The organism is Mahella australiensis 50-1 BON, from assembly GCF_000213255.1.
Lineage (GTDB): Bacteria > Bacillota > Clostridia > Mahellales > Mahellaceae > Mahella > Mahella australiensis.
Genome location: NC_015520.1, coordinates 1,518,548 through 1,537,284, shown reverse-complemented (window position 1 = coordinate 1,537,284; position 18,737 = coordinate 1,518,548). Strand labels below are relative to the sequence as shown.

21 protein-coding genes are annotated in these 18,737 nt (G+C 43.0%); all 21 read left to right on the top strand.

Features of this window, described 5'->3' with window-relative positions:
* The first annotated feature begins 12 nt into the window (after nt 1–12).
* Nucleotides 13–780, top strand: coding sequence for a type III pantothenate kinase (locus tag MAHAU_RS07295; RefSeq protein ID WP_013781083.1), 768 nt, complete (start codon nt 13–15; stop codon nt 778–780).
* A 110-nt stretch (nt 781–890) separates the two neighbouring features.
* A complete protein-coding gene (gene spo0A / locus MAHAU_RS07290) occupies nt 891–1,712 on the top strand; it encodes a sporulation transcription factor Spo0A (RefSeq protein WP_013781082.1) in 822 nt (273 codons plus the stop codon).
* 87 nt (nt 1,713–1,799) lie between these two features.
* The gene (gene steA, locus MAHAU_RS07285; RefSeq protein ID WP_013781081.1) at nt 1,800–2,918 is read left to right on the top strand and encodes a putative cytokinetic ring protein SteA; all 1,119 of its coding nucleotides are present in this window, start codon (nt 1,800–1,802) and stop codon (nt 2,916–2,918) included.
* Nucleotides 2,919–2,922: 4 nt separating this feature from the next.
* The gene (locus MAHAU_RS07280; RefSeq protein WP_013781080.1) at nt 2,923–3,753 is read left to right on the top strand and encodes a copper transporter; all 831 of its coding nucleotides are present in this window, start codon (nt 2,923–2,925) and stop codon (nt 3,751–3,753) included.
* Nucleotides 3,743–4,462: a glycosyltransferase family 2 protein gene (locus MAHAU_RS07275; protein ID WP_013781079.1), complete on the top strand. Its 720-nt coding sequence runs from the start codon at nt 3,743–3,745 to the stop codon at nt 4,460–4,462. Before MAHAU_RS07280 ends, MAHAU_RS07275 begins: the two co-directional genes overlap by 11 nt.
* Nucleotides 4,450–5,271 (top strand): MraY family glycosyltransferase, encoded by an 822-nt coding sequence (locus MAHAU_RS07270; RefSeq protein WP_013781078.1) that lies wholly within the window; start codon nt 4,450–4,452, stop codon nt 5,269–5,271. Before MAHAU_RS07275 ends, MAHAU_RS07270 begins: the two co-directional genes overlap by 13 nt.
* The gene (locus MAHAU_RS07265; protein ID WP_041643944.1) at nt 5,268–6,320 is read left to right on the top strand and encodes a DUF3866 family protein; all 1,053 of its coding nucleotides are present in this window, start codon (nt 5,268–5,270) and stop codon (nt 6,318–6,320) included. Before MAHAU_RS07270 ends, MAHAU_RS07265 begins: the two co-directional genes overlap by 4 nt.
* 82 nt (nt 6,321–6,402) lie before the next feature.
* Nucleotides 6,403–6,939, top strand: a complete 537-nt coding sequence (locus MAHAU_RS07260) for an NUDIX hydrolase (protein ID WP_013781076.1) — start codon at nt 6,403–6,405, stop codon at nt 6,937–6,939.
* Between the two features lie 70 nt (nt 6,940–7,009).
* Nucleotides 7,010–7,648: a stage II sporulation protein M gene (spoIIM, locus tag MAHAU_RS07255; RefSeq protein WP_013781075.1), complete on the top strand. Its 639-nt coding sequence runs from the start codon at nt 7,010–7,012 to the stop codon at nt 7,646–7,648.
* Nucleotides 7,649–7,700: 52 nt separating this feature from the next.
* On the top strand, nt 7,701–8,564 hold the full coding sequence (locus MAHAU_RS07250; protein ID WP_013781074.1) for a tyrosine-type recombinase/integrase: 864 nt from the start codon (nt 7,701–7,703) through the stop codon (nt 8,562–8,564).
* The gene (locus tag MAHAU_RS07245) at nt 8,561–9,730 is read left to right on the top strand and encodes a phosphopentomutase (RefSeq protein WP_013781073.1); all 1,170 of its coding nucleotides are present in this window, start codon (nt 8,561–8,563) and stop codon (nt 9,728–9,730) included. The genes MAHAU_RS07250 and MAHAU_RS07245 overlap by 4 nt, the downstream gene beginning before the upstream one ends.
* 12 nt (nt 9,731–9,742) lie before the next feature.
* Nucleotides 9,743–10,561 (top strand): purine-nucleoside phosphorylase, encoded by an 819-nt coding sequence (locus MAHAU_RS07240; protein WP_013781072.1) that lies wholly within the window; start codon nt 9,743–9,745, stop codon nt 10,559–10,561.
* A 66-nt stretch (nt 10,562–10,627) separates the two neighbouring features.
* Nucleotides 10,628–11,812 carry a D-alanyl-D-alanine carboxypeptidase family protein gene (locus tag MAHAU_RS07235; protein ID WP_013781071.1) on the top strand — a complete coding sequence of 395 codons (1,185 nt, stop codon included), beginning with the start codon at nt 10,628–10,630 and terminating at the stop codon, nt 11,810–11,812.
* Nucleotides 11,813–11,963: 151 nt separating this feature from the next.
* Complete coding sequence (gene lysA / locus MAHAU_RS07230; RefSeq protein WP_013781070.1) at nt 11,964–13,253, top strand: diaminopimelate decarboxylase; 1,290 nt, start codon at nt 11,964–11,966, stop codon at nt 13,251–13,253.
* Nucleotides 13,254–13,320: 67 nt separating this feature from the next.
* Entirely contained in the window at nt 13,321–13,968 is a 648-nt protein-coding gene (locus MAHAU_RS07225; protein ID WP_013781069.1) for a site-2 protease family protein, read from the top strand.
* 14 nt (nt 13,969–13,982) lie between these two features.
* Nucleotides 13,983–14,966 carry a tryptophan--tRNA ligase gene (gene trpS, locus MAHAU_RS07220; RefSeq protein ID WP_013781068.1) on the top strand — a complete coding sequence of 328 codons (984 nt, stop codon included), beginning with the start codon at nt 13,983–13,985 and terminating at the stop codon, nt 14,964–14,966.
* A complete protein-coding gene (locus MAHAU_RS07215) occupies nt 14,963–15,694 on the top strand; it encodes a segregation and condensation protein A (protein ID WP_013781067.1) in 732 nt (243 codons plus the stop codon). Before trpS ends, MAHAU_RS07215 begins: the two co-directional genes overlap by 4 nt.
* A gap of 16 nt (nt 15,695–15,710) precedes the next feature.
* Nucleotides 15,711–16,217 carry an SMC-Scp complex subunit ScpB gene (scpB, locus tag MAHAU_RS07210; protein ID WP_013781066.1) on the top strand — a complete coding sequence of 169 codons (507 nt, stop codon included), beginning with the start codon at nt 15,711–15,713 and terminating at the stop codon, nt 16,215–16,217.
* Nucleotides 16,218–16,286: 69 nt separating this feature from the next.
* On the top strand, nt 16,287–16,952 hold the full coding sequence (locus tag MAHAU_RS07205) for a DUF2953 domain-containing protein (RefSeq protein ID WP_013781065.1): 666 nt from the start codon (nt 16,287–16,289) through the stop codon (nt 16,950–16,952).
* A complete protein-coding gene (ytfJ, locus tag MAHAU_RS07200) occupies nt 16,897–17,322 on the top strand; it encodes a GerW family sporulation protein (RefSeq protein WP_013781064.1) in 426 nt (141 codons plus the stop codon). Before MAHAU_RS07205 ends, ytfJ begins: the two co-directional genes overlap by 56 nt.
* A gap of 241 nt (nt 17,323–17,563) precedes the next feature.
* Nucleotides 17,564–18,733 (top strand): hypothetical protein, encoded by a 1,170-nt coding sequence (locus MAHAU_RS15860; RefSeq protein ID WP_013781063.1) that lies wholly within the window; start codon nt 17,564–17,566, stop codon nt 18,731–18,733.
* The last annotated feature ends 4 nt before the right edge of the window (nt 18,734–18,737 follow it).

Genomic DNA, 18,737 nt, shown 5'->3' with positions numbered 1-18,737 from the left:
AAAAATCGATCGATGATTTTGGTAATGGATATAGGCAATACCAATATAGTATTAGGGGTTTATGACGACAAAAAGTTGATCTCGTATTGGCGCATAGCTACCGACAAAAATAAAACGGCCGATGAATATGGCTTATCGATAACACAGTTATTTGCTTATGAGCATTTAAGCGCCGAAACTATAGATGGCATAATAATATCATCGGTGGTACCGCCTATAATGTATTCCATAGAACATATGTGCCGCAAATACTTTCATCGCGATCCACTTGTAGTAGGGCCGGGCATAAAAACCGGAATGAATATAAAATACGATAATCCAAAGGAGGTTGGAGCCGACAGGATAGTCAATGCTGTAGCGGCATATGAGACGTATGGGGGGCCGGATATAATAATAGATTTCGGTACCGCCACAACGTTTTGTGCCGTTTCGGATAAAGGCGAATATTTGGGTGGCGCCATTGCGCCGGGTATAAAGATATCCAGCGATGCCTTATTTGAGAGGACAGCTCGGTTACCGCGTGTAGAATTGGCTAAACCGGATACCGTCATAGCCAAGAATACCGTGAACAGTATGCAATCGGGTATCGTATACGGTTATGTGGGCTTGGTGGATTATATGGTACGGCGTATGGCATTGGAATTGGATGCCGGCAAGCCTCATGTCATAGCTACAGGCGGGCTAGCCAGGCTTATAGCGTCGGAGTCTGAGACAATAGAAAAAACTGATAATCTACTTACATTAGAGGGTTTGCGGATTATATATTGCCGCAATCAATAGGGGAGCCTAAGAGCTCTTCTATTTTTTTTATAATTTTAGCAGGATTTTTTGAAATTATGTCGAATTGTTAAAATATAACTCAAATATATTTGAAAGGATAGTGAAATGCTTTGGAGGATAAGATAAGGGTTCTGTTGGCAGATGATAACAAGGATTTTTGTGATATCTTGGCGGAATACCTCAATAAACAGGAGGATATGGAGGTGGTAGGCATTGCTTATGATGGCATGGAGGCCATAGATCTGGCAGCGCGTACCGATCCGAATCTGATGGTTCTGGATATCATTATGCCGCATTTAGATGGTCTGGGAGTATTGGAAAGGCTCAACGCGTCTGATATGGAGCACATGCCTAAGATTATAATGTTGTCTGCCGTAGGGCAAGATAGGATCACGCAAAAGGCGATAGCGTTGGGGGCTGACTATTATATAGTAAAACCGTTTGATATAGCCATGTTTCTTAAACGTATAAGGGAGATTTTTACCGAAAAAAACGATGATACATATGCTAAGAAACCCGTTTTAACATCTTCTTTCATAAGCCGCGGCGATGCGGTGATGCGCACCGATGTGTCGTTAGAAAATAAAATAACCGATCTCATGCACGAATTGGGCATACCGGCTCATATAAAAGGCTATCAATTCTTACGCGAAGCCATAACTATGGTGGTTAGTGATATGGGATTGCTCAGTAAGATAACCAAGCAATTATATCCGACAATAGCTGAGAAATACAACACCACGCCCAGCCGCGTAGAAAGGGCCATAAGGCACGCTATAGAGGTGGCATGGAGCAGAGGTAAGCCGGAGACACTTAATAAAATGTTTGGTTATACTATACAGGTCGATAAAGGCAAGCCTACCAACGGTGAGTTTATAGCTATGATAGCAGATAAATTGCGATTGGATTCAAAAATGATCAAGTTAACATGAAGCCTTTTAAGGCTTCTTTTTTTATGCATGGTATAAATTATGGTTTTATGATAATCCTACTAAAGGAAAGGAGGTATAGATTTATCGTTGATCAAAGGAACAGCTAAAATAGATCATAAAACCAAAAATCTTGTAAAACGATTGAAAGCGGGCGAGATAGCTATCGTATCCCATAGAGATATAGATGAAGTGGCGGCTCGCTTGCTTTTAGATAAACGGCCTAGAGCTGTAATAAATACCGAAAGTTCTATAACAGGTATTTTCCCTACCAAGGGCGTATTTATGCTGTTAACTGCCGGGATAACAGTCATAGACGACGTGACCGATGATATATTCGATATAGTAAAAGACGGGGACATATTGATCATAGATGGCAGCGATATTTACAAAGATGGTCGGAAGATAGGCTGTGGCGTTCTGATGTCCAAAGCTATCTTCGAGGCTCGGATGGCTCAAGCCGACAAAAGCTTGAAGTTAGTATTGGATAGATTCATAGATAATACGTTGGAGCATGCCAAAACGGAAAAAGCCATCATATTGGAACAGCTTGATATTCCGCCGCTTACAACGAATATTAAAGGTAGGCATGTATTGACAGTCATAAGGGGAAGGGATTATAAAGATGATCTTAAGGCTATAAAATCCTATATAGACGAAATACATCCTGTAATAATAGGCGTGGACGGTGGAGCCGATGCTGTATTGGAGTGCGGCTATATACCCGATATAATAATAGGGGATATGGACAGCGTCAGCGATATCGCGCTAAAAAAGGCCAAGGAGATCATTGTTCATGCTTATATTAACGGTGTGGCGCCAGGTATAGAAAGGGTGAACAGATTGGGCTTGAACGCCCATGCATTTCCATGTATAGGTACCAGCGAGGATGCCGCCTTGATGCTGGCTTATGAAAAGGGTGCTGACCTCATAGTGGCGGTGGGCAGCCATAGCAATGTTATAGATTTTCTGGAAAAAGGCAGGAATGGTATGGCCAGCACGTTGCTTACGCGCATGAAGATAGGCTATAAACTGGTGGATGCCAAAGGTGTCAATAAACTATATAATTCACATATAAGGCTGTCACATGTAGTCGGTTTGATCGCTGCAGCGCTTTTTCCAATAATCATGGTGACCGGCCTGTCCCCGGCCTTTCAACAATTATATAAACTGTTGTTGATACGGTTTCAGATCCTGTTAGGATGGTAGCGCGATGATTAATATCAAATATTACATCATATTGATAATGACCCTATTCCTATCGATAGGAATAGGGATATTCGTGGGTTTTAATATGAATAACGGCAATATGATAGATGAAAGCCAGGCTGCTCTGGCCGACCAGATCCAATTGGAGTTCTCCCGATTAAGAAAAGAGAACACATCTTTGCTAGACGAGCTTTCTCAACTGACGAAAGAACGTAATACATACGAAACCATCAATAAAATCATGTATCAGGAACTGACCAAAGAGAAGCTTGTCGGCACAAGTATCGCGATAGTCCAAATCGGCGATGCTTATGATTATCAAGACATGAAGAGCTCCTTGGAAACAGCAGGGGCGGAAATAGCGTCATGGCTGATAATATACAGCGATACCAAAGGCTCATATAGCGATATGGTGCAGCAGATAGTGCTTGCCCTGCAGCAAGGTATAGAAGACGATCATTATAAGCAACTATTGGATAATGGTTATATTAAGTCTCTTATACCCATAAAATCGGTGCCAGATTTTATCATATTGGCCGTAGGAGGACCTTCAAACCAGCGTTTGGAATTAGAATTGACGTGGGCGGTAAAGGCGACCGATATACCTCTGGCAGCCGTTGAGCAGGAATTGGTATCCAACTCTCATATGCAGCTTTATAAAAAGGAGGGTATATCTACAATAGATAACATAGATTCGTCTATAGGTAAACTATCCCTTATAGCCGTTATCAGAGGAGTCGATGGGCATTACGGTGTCAAATCAGCGGCCGAAGCTATAATGGCCAATTCACTGGAAACCAGTGCGCAGGAGGCTGAATCAAACGATGAACGCTGATGATCCGTCTTTGGCAGTTCTGATTCCAGCTTATAACGAAGCAGACGTCATTGCTGATACTATAGCCGCGGCAAAAGAAATCCATCATGTATCGCAGATCATAGTCATCGATGACGGCTCTGTCGACGATACCGGTAAAAAAGCCGTTATGGCCGGCGCCAAAGTGATACGCTTTAAGCATAACATGGGAAAGGGCGCTGCCTTGAGAGAAGGCTATGCATATGTCGATCAGGCCGATATAGTGCTATTTTTGGATGCAGATACAGGTAATACAGCCAAGCAGGCATCGCTATTGATACAGCCGTTGCTGGAAGATCGAGCCGATGTAACCATAGCGCGGTTTGTATGTAATGAGACATATAAAATGCATGGAGGTTTTGGTATAGTTAAGGGTATTGCCCATTGGGGCATAAAGGTGCTGACAGGACAACGCCTAGAGAGCGTTTTGTCTGGTCAGAGGGCTTTTAAAAAGGCGGTATTGGATAAGATAGGCATACGATATAACGGTTACGGTATCGAATTGGGCATGAGCGCAGATATATTAAGGGCCGGATACAGGGTGATGGAGATAGACGTTGCCATGGTACACCGTTACAGCGGTAGAGATGTCAAAGGCTTTATACACCGTTTCCGTCAATTTATAGATATACTGATGGCTATTTTGGCTGTATCCTTGAGCAGAAGAAGGCGGTCGACATGGTATATATAATACTATCATTATTGAGCAGCGCAATGTTAACATTATTTTCCAAAGATATTACATACAATATGATAAAACGAACCGGTCCGCTCATCTTAAATTATAGGGGGAGAATGATACCCACAGCCCTGGGCATTATATTACTACCAGCTACAAGTTTATCGGTTTCTTTCTTATACTTTTTTCCTACAGCAAATAAAACGCATTTAACAGCGTTTCTTTTACTGCTATATGGCATGGCTTTTATCGGCCTTACAGACGACCTTTTAGGCGAACGACAGGTAAAGGGTATTAAGGCTCACCTGATTCAACTCATGTCCGGACATATGACGACAGGGGCTTTTAAGGCACTGCTCGGCATAGGCATAGCATTATTAGCCTGCCTTTCAATATATTCCGATATATACGCTCTTGCATTAAACGTATTCATCATCGCGCTATCGGCTAATTTTATGAATTTGTTTGACTTGCGGCCCGGTCGATGCCTAAAGGTCTTTTGGTTGATGACGGCCATAGCTGTTGTATTTGCTCCGGGGCATATAGGCAGTATACTATTTATTTTGCCTCTGGTAATTGCTAGCATAGTATACTTTCCGTTGGATGCAAGTGAGGCCGGTATGCTCGGCGATACGGGGGCTAACATGCTAGGCGCTGCTGTAGGTTGGGCGATAGTCGTAAGCTGGCCTCAAAGCTATAAATACATCTATTTAATGGGGGTGGTTATGGCTCATCTATTGGCCGAGCATTATTCATTCAGCGCTTTAATAGAACATTCCAGGGTATTGAGCGCGATTGACAGGATGGGCAGGGAGCGATGATGACTTTGGAATGCGGCGTAGTGGCGAATATCATACAAGAGGACGATACCGTTCAAATATTATATGTGGATTTGAACGGTTTAGTAGAAAAGGCTATAAATTACAAAGATATATACGGGCGAATAGAAATTGGACAAAAGGTATGGCTGAATACTACAGCCGTAAGACTAAAACTGGGCAGCGGCGGATTCCATTTTGTGCTTTGGCATGATGCCATGCATGCTGTGAAAATGTATGGCGACGGTCATATAATGAAATTGCCTTATACGCCATGGCAGTTCGGGTGTTTATCGGTGGAGGAGGACGATAGCGCATATCACAGCGCATTTACAAGGGAATGCACGTTGGATGGTATGCCGGTTATAATATGCGAATTGCACAGTATGCTTGCGCCGACGGCGGCTGTATTGAAATATATAGGGTTTGATACGTTGGCTTACATAATGACCGATAGAGCTTGTTTGCCAATAGCTTTCAGCAATACCGTTAAGGAATTGCGTCGCAAAGAATTGCTCGATTATACCATAACAGTAGGCAATGCGTTCGGCGGCGATTATGAGGCGGTAAACCTTTATACGGCACTTATAACAGCCCATAGAATAGCTCGTGCTGATGCTGCAATAGTCGCCATAGGACCGGGAATTATAGGAACCGGTACGATGTACGGCTTCAGCACGTTAGAGCAAGGCCATTATATAGACGATGTAAATGCTTTGAGCGGGAGGGCTATATTCATGCCGCGTATAAGTTTTTCCGATCCAAGATCGAGACATATTGGCATAAGCCACCATTCGTTGACCGCGTTGTCTTTAGCGGCCCACACCCAGGCTGAGGTATATATACCAATATTGCCGAAAAAGCAAATGAGAATGGTAATATCGCAAATAGAAGGCGGTAATCTTCTTAACAAACATCGATGGAGGTTTAGAGACGGGAGTTGCATCGGAGCTATAATGGAGCGTTACGGCTTACACGTGACGACCATGGGACGCAGCTATAATGATGATCCGGCATTTTTTAAGGTGGCCGGCGCGTTAAAAAATATTTGACATACAGCCTTGGCGGCTATATCATTAATAAAAATGGTTATTGCACAAATGGCTTGACAGCAAAAGGAAAAGGATTACATATATGGATTTGAGAGAAGAAACGATAAGCAGTGAGGATATATACAAGGGCTCTTTTTTATCGCTGCGCAAAGATATAGTGCGCTTGCCAAACGGCAAGATCAGCTCAAGGGATATAGTGGTTCATCCCGGAGCGGTGGTAGTGGTGGCGATAGATGACGGTGGATATATACCGATGGTACGCCAGTACAGAAAGGCAGTAGACGATACGCTGCTGGAGTTGCCGGCCGGCAAGATGGAATACGGCGAAGATCCCGGGCAATGCGCCTTGAGGGAATTAGCTGAGGAAACGGGCTATATAGCGGATAATATTCGGCCATTGACTGCATTTTATTCGACGCCGGGTTTTTCCACTGAAAATATGTATTTATTCCTGGCTACCGGCATAACAAAAGGCACCAGTGATACCGACGACGATGAATTCATAGAAGTGGAGCATTATAAACTTGATCAACTGGTCGAAATGGTGATGGCAGGTGATATAAAGGACAGCAAAAGCATTGTCGGCATATTATTCGTCGATCGATTGCTAGACCGATAAGATACATAATAAAATGCCCACCGGCATACATATGTTTTATGAACAGGTGTAAAGCTGGGGGTGGCAGTATTTGAAAAACGGCATAAAAAGTACTCTTATTCGGCATATAAGCGATAATTGGGTATTATATATTATAGTTTTGTTTGCCTTCATAGTGGGTATAGCGGCCGGTTCATTTTCTGTTGGGGCCATGGATGAGACACAAAGAAGCGAGCTGATAGATACAATAAATAATTTCTTCGTTATACTCGGTACGACTCCTATGGATACATCGGCCATATTTAAGCAATCTTTGCTTAATAATGGAGAGATGGCCTTATTGAGCTGGGTATTCGGTCTTATAGCTATTATAGGCGTACCGCTTATTTTTTTGTTAATCGTTGTGCGCGGCTTTGTTATAGGATTTACTGTAGGATTTATGGTAAAAGAATTTGCATACAGAGGTCTGCTTTTTGTGACCTTATCGATGCTGCCCTCGAATATCATATCCATACCCATTTCCATGGCTATGGCTGTTGTATCTACGAGATATTCGATATATCTATGGAAAAATCGGCAAAATATCATGGATAAAGCTCAGCGCCGCCAGCAATTTCTGATATATACAGTCATCGTATTGATTTTGTTCGGAGCATTGCTTATAGCGACGTTGATAGAAACGTTCATAGCGCCGGCATTGGTATCATTATTTTCCGATGCATTAAAATAGTGGAATTTGGTAAATAATAATAGTAAATAATAACTTTCAAAGGAGCGGTTTTATGTGGTACAGTGACTATATCGATGGGTATAAGCGTTATTTGGTCGAGGAAAGGAAGATGACCTCCAATACCGTTGAATGTTATCTTACCGACGTACGCCAGTACTTGGGATTTACCGATGGACAAGCCGCATTGCAGAACATGCTGTCGTCTGATGCTATTGCCGAATATATGGATTATTTGAAACAAAAAGGCTGCATATCGACCACTATGTCGCGTAAGATATCATCGATAAAGAGCTTTTGCAAGTTTATGGTACAAAAGGGTTATAGCGATATCGACCCCTCTGTTGATTTACAAACTCCCAAGATGGATAAACGCGTACCTGCTATTTTGTCACCGGATAAGGTTAAATTATTGCTGGCTCAGCCGAATTTGCAAGAGCCAAAGGGCATCCGCGATAAAGCCATGTTGGAAATACTATATGCCACCGGTTTTAAGGTATCGGAATTGCTGGAGCTGACCATGGATGACATAAATACGGAAATGAATTATGTAAAATGCAGGTCCGGTGACAAAGAACGTCTGCTACCGATAAACCGTGTAGCATGTCAGTATCTTCAAAATTATATCATCCAGGCCAGGGACAAGCTGTTAAATGGTAAAGAAGAATCCGTAGTATTTGTCAATTGTCACGGGCAACCTATGAGTAGGCAGGGCTTTTGGAAAATAGTAAAGTATTATGCTAAAAAAGCCGGTATAAATCAACCTATAACACCTTATACATTAAGGCATTCCTTTGCCATAAATATGTTGAGCAGCGGCATGGACATAAAGACCGTGCAGCAATTGTTGGGCCATACCGACATATCCACCACATATACATATATGCAATTCGTGCATCCAAAAGGGGTTGCCAGATGATAAAGAGGGTGATATTGATAGTATTGGACAGCGTCGGCATAGGGCAGTTGCCAGACGCTGTCGATTACGGCGATGATGGCAGTGACACCATCGGTAATATATGGCGGACCAGGGGCCATCTGTCTATACCCAATATGATATCATTGGGCCTTGGAAATATAGATGACGTAAATATAAGAGAAAAAACCGAAAATCCTATAGGTTGTTTCGGCAAAGCAGCCGAAAAGTCCAAAGGAAAGGATACGACCACAGGTCATTGGGAGATATGCGGTATAGTATTGGATAAACCGTTTCCCGTATACCCCCATGGTTTCCCAGAAGATGTAATACGGGCTTTTGAAGAGGCCATAGGTCGTCCGATATTAGGCAATATAGCAGCTTCCGGTACCGAGATAATAAAGCAGTTGGGTCAAAAGCATATGCAAACCGGTTATCCCATAGTATATACATCAGCCGACAGCGTATTCCAAATAGCTGCTCATGAAGACATAATACCTGTAGACCAGCTATATGATATGTGCCTAAAAGCGCGAAGGATATTGACTGGTCAACATGGAGTAGCGAGGGTGATAGCTCGTCCGTTTATAGGACAGCCCGGCAATTTCCAACGTACCGAGCGACGAAGGGACTTTTCCTTAAAACCGCCTGCTCCCACCCTTTTGGATAAATTAGTATCGTGCGGATACAGTGTAGCTGCAGTGGGCAAAATCGAGGATATTTTTGCTCAACAGGGCATTACAGATAAGCGCCATACCACTAACAACGATGACGGTATAAAGGCCACATTGGATTACATGAGTCAGGATTTCGCAGGGCTTATATTTACCAATCTCGTCGATTTCGACATGTTATACGGTCACAGAAACGATGTGGAAGGTTACGCCAAAGCGCTGGAGGATTTTGATGCGGCCATACCGGCACTTATAACAGCTATGAGAGATGATGATATGCTTATAATAACGGCCGATCACGGTTGTGATCCTACTACGCCCAGCACTGATCATTCGCGCGAATATATACCTATACTGCTATACGGCCGGCAAATCAGAAGCAACGTAAACATCGGCGTACGTTCCACATATGCCGACATCGGCGCTACCATAACCGATATACTGAAAGCAGGTTCACTGGATAACGGCTGTAGCTTTAAAAATGATATAATGTAAAGAGGGGTAAGCATGTACGATACACTTGTAAAACAACGCAATTATATACTCGAACATCTAAACGAATTTAAACCATCTGTAGGACTTATATTGGGCTCAGGCTTGGGCAATCTGGCTCAAAGGGTAGAGGATCCTGTTATAGTGAGTTATAGGGATATACCGGAATTTCCTGTTTCCACAGTGGCAGGCCATGCAGGGCGTTTTCTATTCGGTAGCTTGGGCGGATGCAATGTGGCCGTGATGCAGGGCCGCTTTCACCATTACGAGGGATATTCGCTTCAACAGGTATGCATGCCGGTGCGAATTATGGCGATGCTCGGTTGCAGCAAATTGGTGGTTACCAATGCCGCCGGCGGCATTAACCTGAACTTCAAGGCCGGCGATCTCATGCTTATAGAGGATCATATAAATTTAATGGGCGATAATCCCCTTATAGGGCCCAATATCGAAGAACTCGGTCCAAGGTTCCCGGACATGTCTTGTGCTTATGATGCTGAATTAAGAAAGGTAGCCCTGGAATGCGCAAAGAAACATGGCATAGATTTACGTCAGGGCGTGTATGTCTCCTTGAATGGACCGAGCTATGAAACGCCAGCGGAGATATGTATGTTGCGCTTGCTTGGCGCTGATGCTGTAGGCATGTCTACGGTACCCGAGGTTATAGCCGCCGTACATGCCGGCATGAAAGTGTTGGGCATATCATGTATAACCAATATGGCAGCAGGCGTTTTGCCACAGCCGCTTTCGCATAAAGAAGTGATGGACACCGCTAATGCCATAGCCGATATGTTTCAAACGCTTATAATGGATATCATAAAAGAAATGGCCTGATATGATTGAATAACATCCCTTTTCTATGGATATGCTAGGATTAGCAACCATGGAGGAGGGATTATTTTGAATTCAAAACTATATAAGGGTATTTTTATCGTATCGTTATGCCTCGCTTTGCTGAATGGGGCGTTTATAGGCAATATCGCAGCAGCTCATGAGCCGAACGAGCAGGATGAGCAGCCCGCTAGTGAAGATCCGCTAAAGCTGCAAAGCAAATCGGCTGTTTTAATGGATGCAGCTACAGGCCAGCTATTGTATGAAAAAAATGCCCATGAAAAGCTTCCCATAGCCAGCATCACGAAGATAATGACCATGGATCTTATAATGGAGGCATTGGATTCCGGTCGCATCAAGCCCACCGATGTCGTGAGGGTCAGCAAAGACGCCGCTTCGCTCGGAGGGTCACAGATCTGGCTGGAGGAAGGCGAGGAGATGACGGTGGATGAGATGATGAAGGCTATAGCTGTCAATTCGGCCAACGATGCAGCCGCGGCCATGGCCGAGTATATAGCTGGTACCCAAGAGAACTTCGTTAAAATGATGAATGAAAAGGCCAAATCGCTTGGAATGAACGACACCAACTTCGCTAATGTACATGGTCTCGATGACGACAATCATTACTCCAGCGCTTACGATGTGGCATTGATGTCCAGGGAACTGGCCAAGCATGACGGTATATTTAAGTATACCAGCATATGGATGGACACGCTTCGAGATGGGGAAACCAATCTAGCTAATACGAATAAATTGATACGCACATATGGTGCCGATGGGTTGAAGACAGGTTCTACCGATAAGGCTAAATATTGTATATCTGCTACTGCCAAAAAGGATGACATGCGTTTGATAGCGGTGATATTGGGGGGGCCTACCAGTCAAGTGCGATTTGATGAGGCAGCTAAGCTGCTGGATTATGGTTTCAACACTTTTACCATAAATCGAATAGTAAAAAAAGGTGAGATTATACGTAATATAAGGGTCACAAGGGGCAAATCGGATCAGGTTAATGGTATAGCAGCCGACGATCTCAGCGTCCTGACCAAAAAAACCGATACCGCTTCTATAGAAAAACGCATCGAATTACCCGAAACTATTGAAGCGCCAGTAGTGGAATCTCAAAAGATAGGCAAGCTAACCGCTCTTAAAGGTGAACAAGAGGTCGGCAGCGTTGATATCATAGCCGATAAGCCTGTAGAAAGAGCGTCGGTGACCGATATATTGAAGGATCTTTTAGCACAGTGGTTCTGAAATATAATTGCTAAATAGATATATTTGCGCTATACTATAAATATATACATTGGACGTGCCGGTGCCGGGAATGGTGATACATTCCAGACGCCGGTTTATAATATTATTGTAAAGGGGTTTATGCTATAGATTTATGGAATGGTGGGGTACTATGAAGATAAATGATAAAGGACATCTGGAGATAGGCGGATGCGATACCATAAGCCTGGCGCAGCGATTTGGTACACCGCTCTATGTTATGGATGATACTCAGATACGCGATGCATGCCGCCGATATGTGAGCGCTATACGACAATATGGCAACGGCATGGTATTATATGCTGGTAAAGCGTTCACCAATATAGCTATGTGCAAGCTTATACAGCAGGAAGGCTTGGGCCTCGATGTAGTATCGGGGGGAGAACTGTATACAGCTATGAAAGCCGAATTCCCCCCCGAGAGGATATATATGCATGGGAACAATAAATCATATGAGGAACTGCGCATGGCTGTAGAATACGGCATAGAACGCGTGGTGATAGATAGCTTTCACGAAGTAGAACTGTTGGAACAGCTAGCACGAAACTACGATAAGAATATAGGCGTATCGGTACGTGTCAAACCAGGCATAGATGCCCATACGCACCACTATATAAAGACTGGCCAACAGGATTCCAAATTCGGATTCGGCATAGAAGACGGACAGATATACCGCATCATAGAATATATATTGACTCAGCCTCATTTGGAGTTAAAAGGTCTGCATTGTCATATCGGATCCCAGATATTTGAAACTGATCCCTATATTGAGACTGCTCAAATAATGCTTGAACTTATGTGGGATATAAATGATACTCACGGGTTAAACATGGACGAGATAGATTTCGGCGGAGGATTCGGCATAAGATATGTTGAAGAAGACAATCCTCTTGCGCCCGAAGATTATATAGACGCATTGACCGACGGTATAAAGGCTTATTGCGATAATAATGCAAGGCAATACCCACGCATATTAATAGAACCGGGACGTTCTATAGCAGGCCCGGCTGGCATAACGCTGTATATGGTCGGCGCTATAAAGCATATACCCGATGTGCGCACATACGTGAGCGTGGACGGCGGCATGGCCGATAATCCGCGACCGGCTTTATATCAAGCCAAATACAGCGCCATGATAGCCAATAAGGCTGATAAACCTGCGGAATGTACAGTATCGATAGCCGGTAAATGCTGCGAATCAGGCGATATGCTTATATGGGACATAGATTTACCAAAAGTTGAAGCAGGTGATATACTAGCTGTTTTTGATACCGGCGCATATAACTATTCCATGGCCAGCAATTATAACAGGCTTCCGATCCCTGCTGTAGTGTTGGTAAAGGATGGTCGAGCGGAGCTTATGGTCAGTCGCCAGTCGTACGATGACCTCATAAGCCATGATTGTATTCCATCATGGTTATAACAAAAAGGCGCAGTAAAGCCAGCAATTATGGTATAATGATAATATGGATATCACAGGAGGATAGAATATGTTAAATTTTAGGAATTTCGATCTGATGACATTTTTATATCAGTTGCTGGCGCTTTTAATCGCTTTCTCCTTCCATGAATTCGCTCATGCTTTGGTAGCGGACCGATTGGGAGATCCTACGCCTAGGCAGCAGGGCCGTTTGACATTGGATCCTATGGCTCATATAGATGTCGTAGGCTTTTTGCTTTTGCTGTTTGCCGGATTCGGATGGGCTAAGCCGGTAGAGATAGACCCGAGGAATTTCAAGAACCGCAAGTGGGGCGATATACTTGTATCGATAGCAGGGCCGCTGACCAATCTCATAATAGCCTTGATAGCATATACCGTACTAGCTTTTTTATCGATGTCCGCTTCGTTTGATAATCAGATAATAGCTAACATACTTTGGGCTATAGTAGGGCTTAATATAGGGCTGGCCGTATTTAATATATTGCCTATCCCACCGCTGGACGGCTATCATGTTGTTAAGAGCTTGTTTTTCAGATATAATGTAAAATTTTTTTGGGAATTCGAGCGCTATAGCTTCATAGTACTTATAATATTGATCATAACAGGTATTATAGGGCGCATTATGAATCCTTTGATGAGTTTGGTTATAAACGGCATGAATGTCATAGTGATGGCGCTCTACTCTATATTCTTTTAGCAGGAGGATGTTTTATGACAGCAAAACAACGCGTTATGAGCGGTATGAGACCAACGGGCAGGCTTCATTTGGGCAATTACTTCGGTGCCCTGGATAGCTGGCTTAAATTACAAGGCAAATATGAGTGTTTTCACTCGATAGTGGATTGGCATGCCTTGACGACGGCTTATCAAGAAAGCGAGGATATAAAAGATAATATATTGCAGATGGCTATAGATTGGCTAAGCGTTGGCTTGGACCCAAATAAGAGCGCTATATATGTGCAATCGCGCGTCAAAGAGATAGCCGAACTTCACCTGCTGTTGTCCATGATAGTGCCGGTATCGTGGTTGGAGCGATGCCCTACCTATAAGGATCAACTGGTGCAGTTAAAGGATAAAGAGATAGCCACATACGGATTTCTCGGTTATCCGAACCTGATGGCATCAGACATATTGATATGCAAGGCTTCTATAGTGCCTGTAGGCGAGGATCAATTGCCCCATTTGGAATTAGCGCGCGAGATAGTCAGGCGTTTTAACTTTTTGTATGGTGAAACCTTTCCTGAACCTCAAGCGCTTTTAAATGATGTAAAAGTGCTGCCGGGATTAGATGGCAGGAAGATGAGCAAGAGTTATGGCAATACTATACTTCTTTCAGAAGACCCGGAATCGGCAAGGAAAAAGATAAGCATGATGATTACCGACCCGGCTAGGATAAAAAAAGATGACCCTGGGCATCCGGATATATGCTCGGTGTTTGCCTTCCACAAAGTATTCAGTCCCGATATAGTCCAGGAACGCGAGCGCGAGTGCAAGGCCGGCCAAATAGGATGCGTTCAATGCAAACGCCAGTTGGCTGATAATGTAGTAGCATTTTTGGAGCCTATATATGAGCGCCGTAAGGAACTGGAGAAGAATATAGATTACGTTCACGATGTGCTCGACGATGGCTACAATAAGATAAAACCAATAGCACAAGAGACCATAGATGAGGTTAGAACCAAAATGGGGCTATGAGCTACAATGTAAAATTGGATGCCTTTGAAGGACCTCTGGATCTGCTTTTGTATTTAATAAAACAATCGAAGCTCGAAATAACCGATATCTCCATGGCTGATATAACATATCAGTACATGGAATACATATCGCAGGCCCAGGATAACAATATGGATTTAACCAGCGAATTTCTGGTAACGGCAGCCACTCTGATAGAGATAAAGTCGAGGTTATTGCTGCCAAATCCGCCCAAAGCCGGAGAGAATGAGCAGGTCGACGATGCCGATCCCGAGCAGCGCTTAAAGGCCAGGCTGCAAATCTATAGCGCTTACAAGGAGGCAGCCGCCCATTTACGCACTATGGAGCAATGCCAGGAGATGGTCTTTACCGGGCCAGTCCGCTACGTTTCAAAGCCAGAACCCATACGCATTATAGAAATAAATGCTAGCGCAGAGGATTTATTCAACTGCTATCATAGATTGTTGAATCGAATCAAGCCGGTAGCGCCTTATAATGTTAAAGCCGAGGCCATTTCTTTAAACAGGCAAATAAATATATTCAAACGCCTGTTGAGCCTGTTCGAGCGAATACGCTTCGGCCGCATCGTGGCGCGCTACAGGTTCGATAAAGCGCATGTGGTGGTATCCTTTTTATCGGTTCTGGAACTGATGAAGTCCGGTGAAGCCGATGCCTATCAGTCCAAACCATTTGCCGAGCTCATAATAAACCGAATAAAGCGACGACATTGAGGCGAGGGATAATAATATGGACGTTTATGAACTTACAGCAGCCATCGAGGCCATACTTTTTGTAAACGGCGACAGCGTGTCCGTCAAACAGTTAACAGAGTTGTTCGACGCCGACGAACAAAGCATATATGCAGCGATCGAAACCCTGCAGCGCAGATATGAAAGGGAAGACAGCGGCATATGCTTGCAAAGAATAGCCGACAGTTATCAAATGGTTACTAAACCCCAAATGGCGTCATATATACAGGCATTCCTGCGCCCAGTATACAAAAAGCAGATGTCCAATGCTATGCTGGAGACACTGACTGTCATAGCATATAAACAACCTGTTACCAAAGCGGAGATCGAGGATATAAGGGGAGTGAATAGCGATAAGGTCATATCCCTGTTGCTGGAACAAGGCCTTATAAAAGCCGTAGGCCGATTGTCGACTCCTGGCCGTCCCATTCAATACGGTACCACCGACGAGTTCTTAAAACATTTCGGTCTGTCGGATCTGAAAGAACTGCCTAAAATTGAATAGCGGCAGGCATCAGTGGGTAGCCTATATTTGTATATTTTTGCTATACAGATATGGAGTGCGTGTTTATAAATGTGGCTTTTGATAATTTCGATCATCGGTGTGGCAATAGCACTGCTATGTTTTTCCACCATAGAATTTGAAATAAAAATATTCGTGAATAATGCTGAAAATTACCTGTTTATATCGATGCGTTGGCTTAAAGGCCTCGTAACGCTTCGGTATAATATGTCCCTTGGGGTCGATAGCAAAAAACGCTGGCGCTTGCTTATCAGAAAAACCGATAATGCGGCAGCCAGAGAGACTCCTTTACAAAAAGTCGCCGAATCGATAAAACGCTGGGCATCTTCGGCAAAAGGATTGAAAGCGGTAATTCTATACATACTAAGTGTGGTGCGCATACCGTATATACAGCTACATATGAGCATCGGCTTATATGATGCCGCCGTTACGGCCCTTCTTACAGGAAGTATCCAATCGCTCATATACATATTATTCAGCTACGCTAAAACGAGGACTATGATAGGCGACGCTGATATAAACATAAAACCCAATTACGCCGGCAATAATATCACCGTACACGGCGATGGTATAATACGCCTCAGATTAGGCCATATTATTATCGCAAGCATTAAAGCGCTTAAAATTATTATTATGGATAAAATAAAGGCGGTGATAAAAAATGGCAGAACAGCATCCTATACAAGACATAATGCGTACCACCATGGAGAATATTAAAGATATGATAGACGTCAATACCATCGTAGGGGATGCGGTAGAAACATCCGAAGGCAAGGTCATAATCCCCATATCGCGGGTTTCTTTTGGCTTTGTGTCAGGCGGCGGGGATTATAACATTACGTCGAATAGAGGCAAAGAGACATCGGCAAATGCCGATACCGCGGAAGGTTCAAAATTACCTTTTGCCGGCGGTACTGGAGCAGGTGTAACCGTTCAACCGGTGGCATTCCTTGTAGTGGGCAAAGAGCAGATTCGGCTATTGCCAGTACTCTACAACAACGTGGTGGATAGGTTGGTGGACGCTGTACCCCAACTATTGAACGAGGTTAAGGGCTTTATGAAAAATGATGAAGAAAATATCGAATAGGCGGCTGAAAAGTCGCTTTTTTTATTGCCAAAATCGCATAGCATTTTAGAGCAATGTCGAGGATATAGAAGCATTTACCACATAAACTCCAGAATCAGGGGACTAAACGCCATTTATCACCGATTTTGGCAGTTTACACTACTAATATTGCTTGGTATAATACAATCAGTGTAAAAAATAAGTGCTTTCGGACTTTCCAAGAGTTCCCTGTGGTAAATATACTATAAAAGGATGAGGCGAAATGAAGAAATCTATTTTACTTTTTATACTGATAACTATGTCTATGATATTGGTTTCATGTGGGGAAGATGAAAGGGCTGATAGTTTTGAGGGTATGGATAGTAAAACTTTTCTTGAAAGCATAACTTTGCCTGACAAATTGTCGATAGATGTAAATTTGGATGAGGTAAAGAATCCTAGTGAGGCAAAAACCTATAAAGCAGATTATATAGAATTTGACAAACAAAAGCTTATAGACGCATTTGTTAAAAATAATGTTACCGAAGAAAAAATATGGGCGGAGGGTCCTCAAATTATTGCTTCTGACGGTAACATAAAAGAGTTTTTAAGCATATACGATGGTGGCAAAAGTTTTGGCACAGTAACAGATACGAAAGGCGGTTTTTCTTACTCAAAAGAAATAAACAGTATCCCATCGGAAAAATTAGATACTGTAGCATCTATATTATTCAATGATCCTGATTTTGATGCACAAAAATATGGGTATGCTCTTAACAGTGACTATGCTTCATATAAAGATTTGGATTTTTTATCATATAAAGATACGCTGGCTGATATAAAGAGAATATTTAATGTAGCAGGAATGCCTCAATTTGATGTCGATGAAGCCTATTCCTTGGATTTGGAAACCATAACATCCCATTATAAATTGTACCTAAATAGCGAAATTGCTGAGGATGATAGAAAAAACCTAGAGTGGACCAAAGATGATGAATGTTACATCTTCTCTTTGCGTCAGCTTGTTGATAACATACCGATTGTCAACAAAGGCTGGCAAATGCCGGATGGCACCAAGGCATCGGCGTGGGGAAATCCGATGCCCGCAACTTGTATTTACTTAGTATATGACAAAACAGGCATAAGAAAAATAGTAGCATACAACATCTTAAATATTACCGAAGAAAAAGAAAATAATAAGCTGATTAACCTTTATGATGCATTAAATGCGTTGATAAATAACTACTCGCTTACGATTTTAGAAGATGATGTAAGCATCATTTCAGCAGAACTATGTTATTTAAACGTGCCTAAAGATAATATGGTTGAATTGGTTCCCGGGTGGGTATTTCGCAGTGCAAAGGCCAGAGAAGTGGATGGCACTACTTTTATTACGTATAAATACGACGTTGTAAATGCGGTGACTGGGAAATTGTATCCGGATAGGTGGTGAAAAA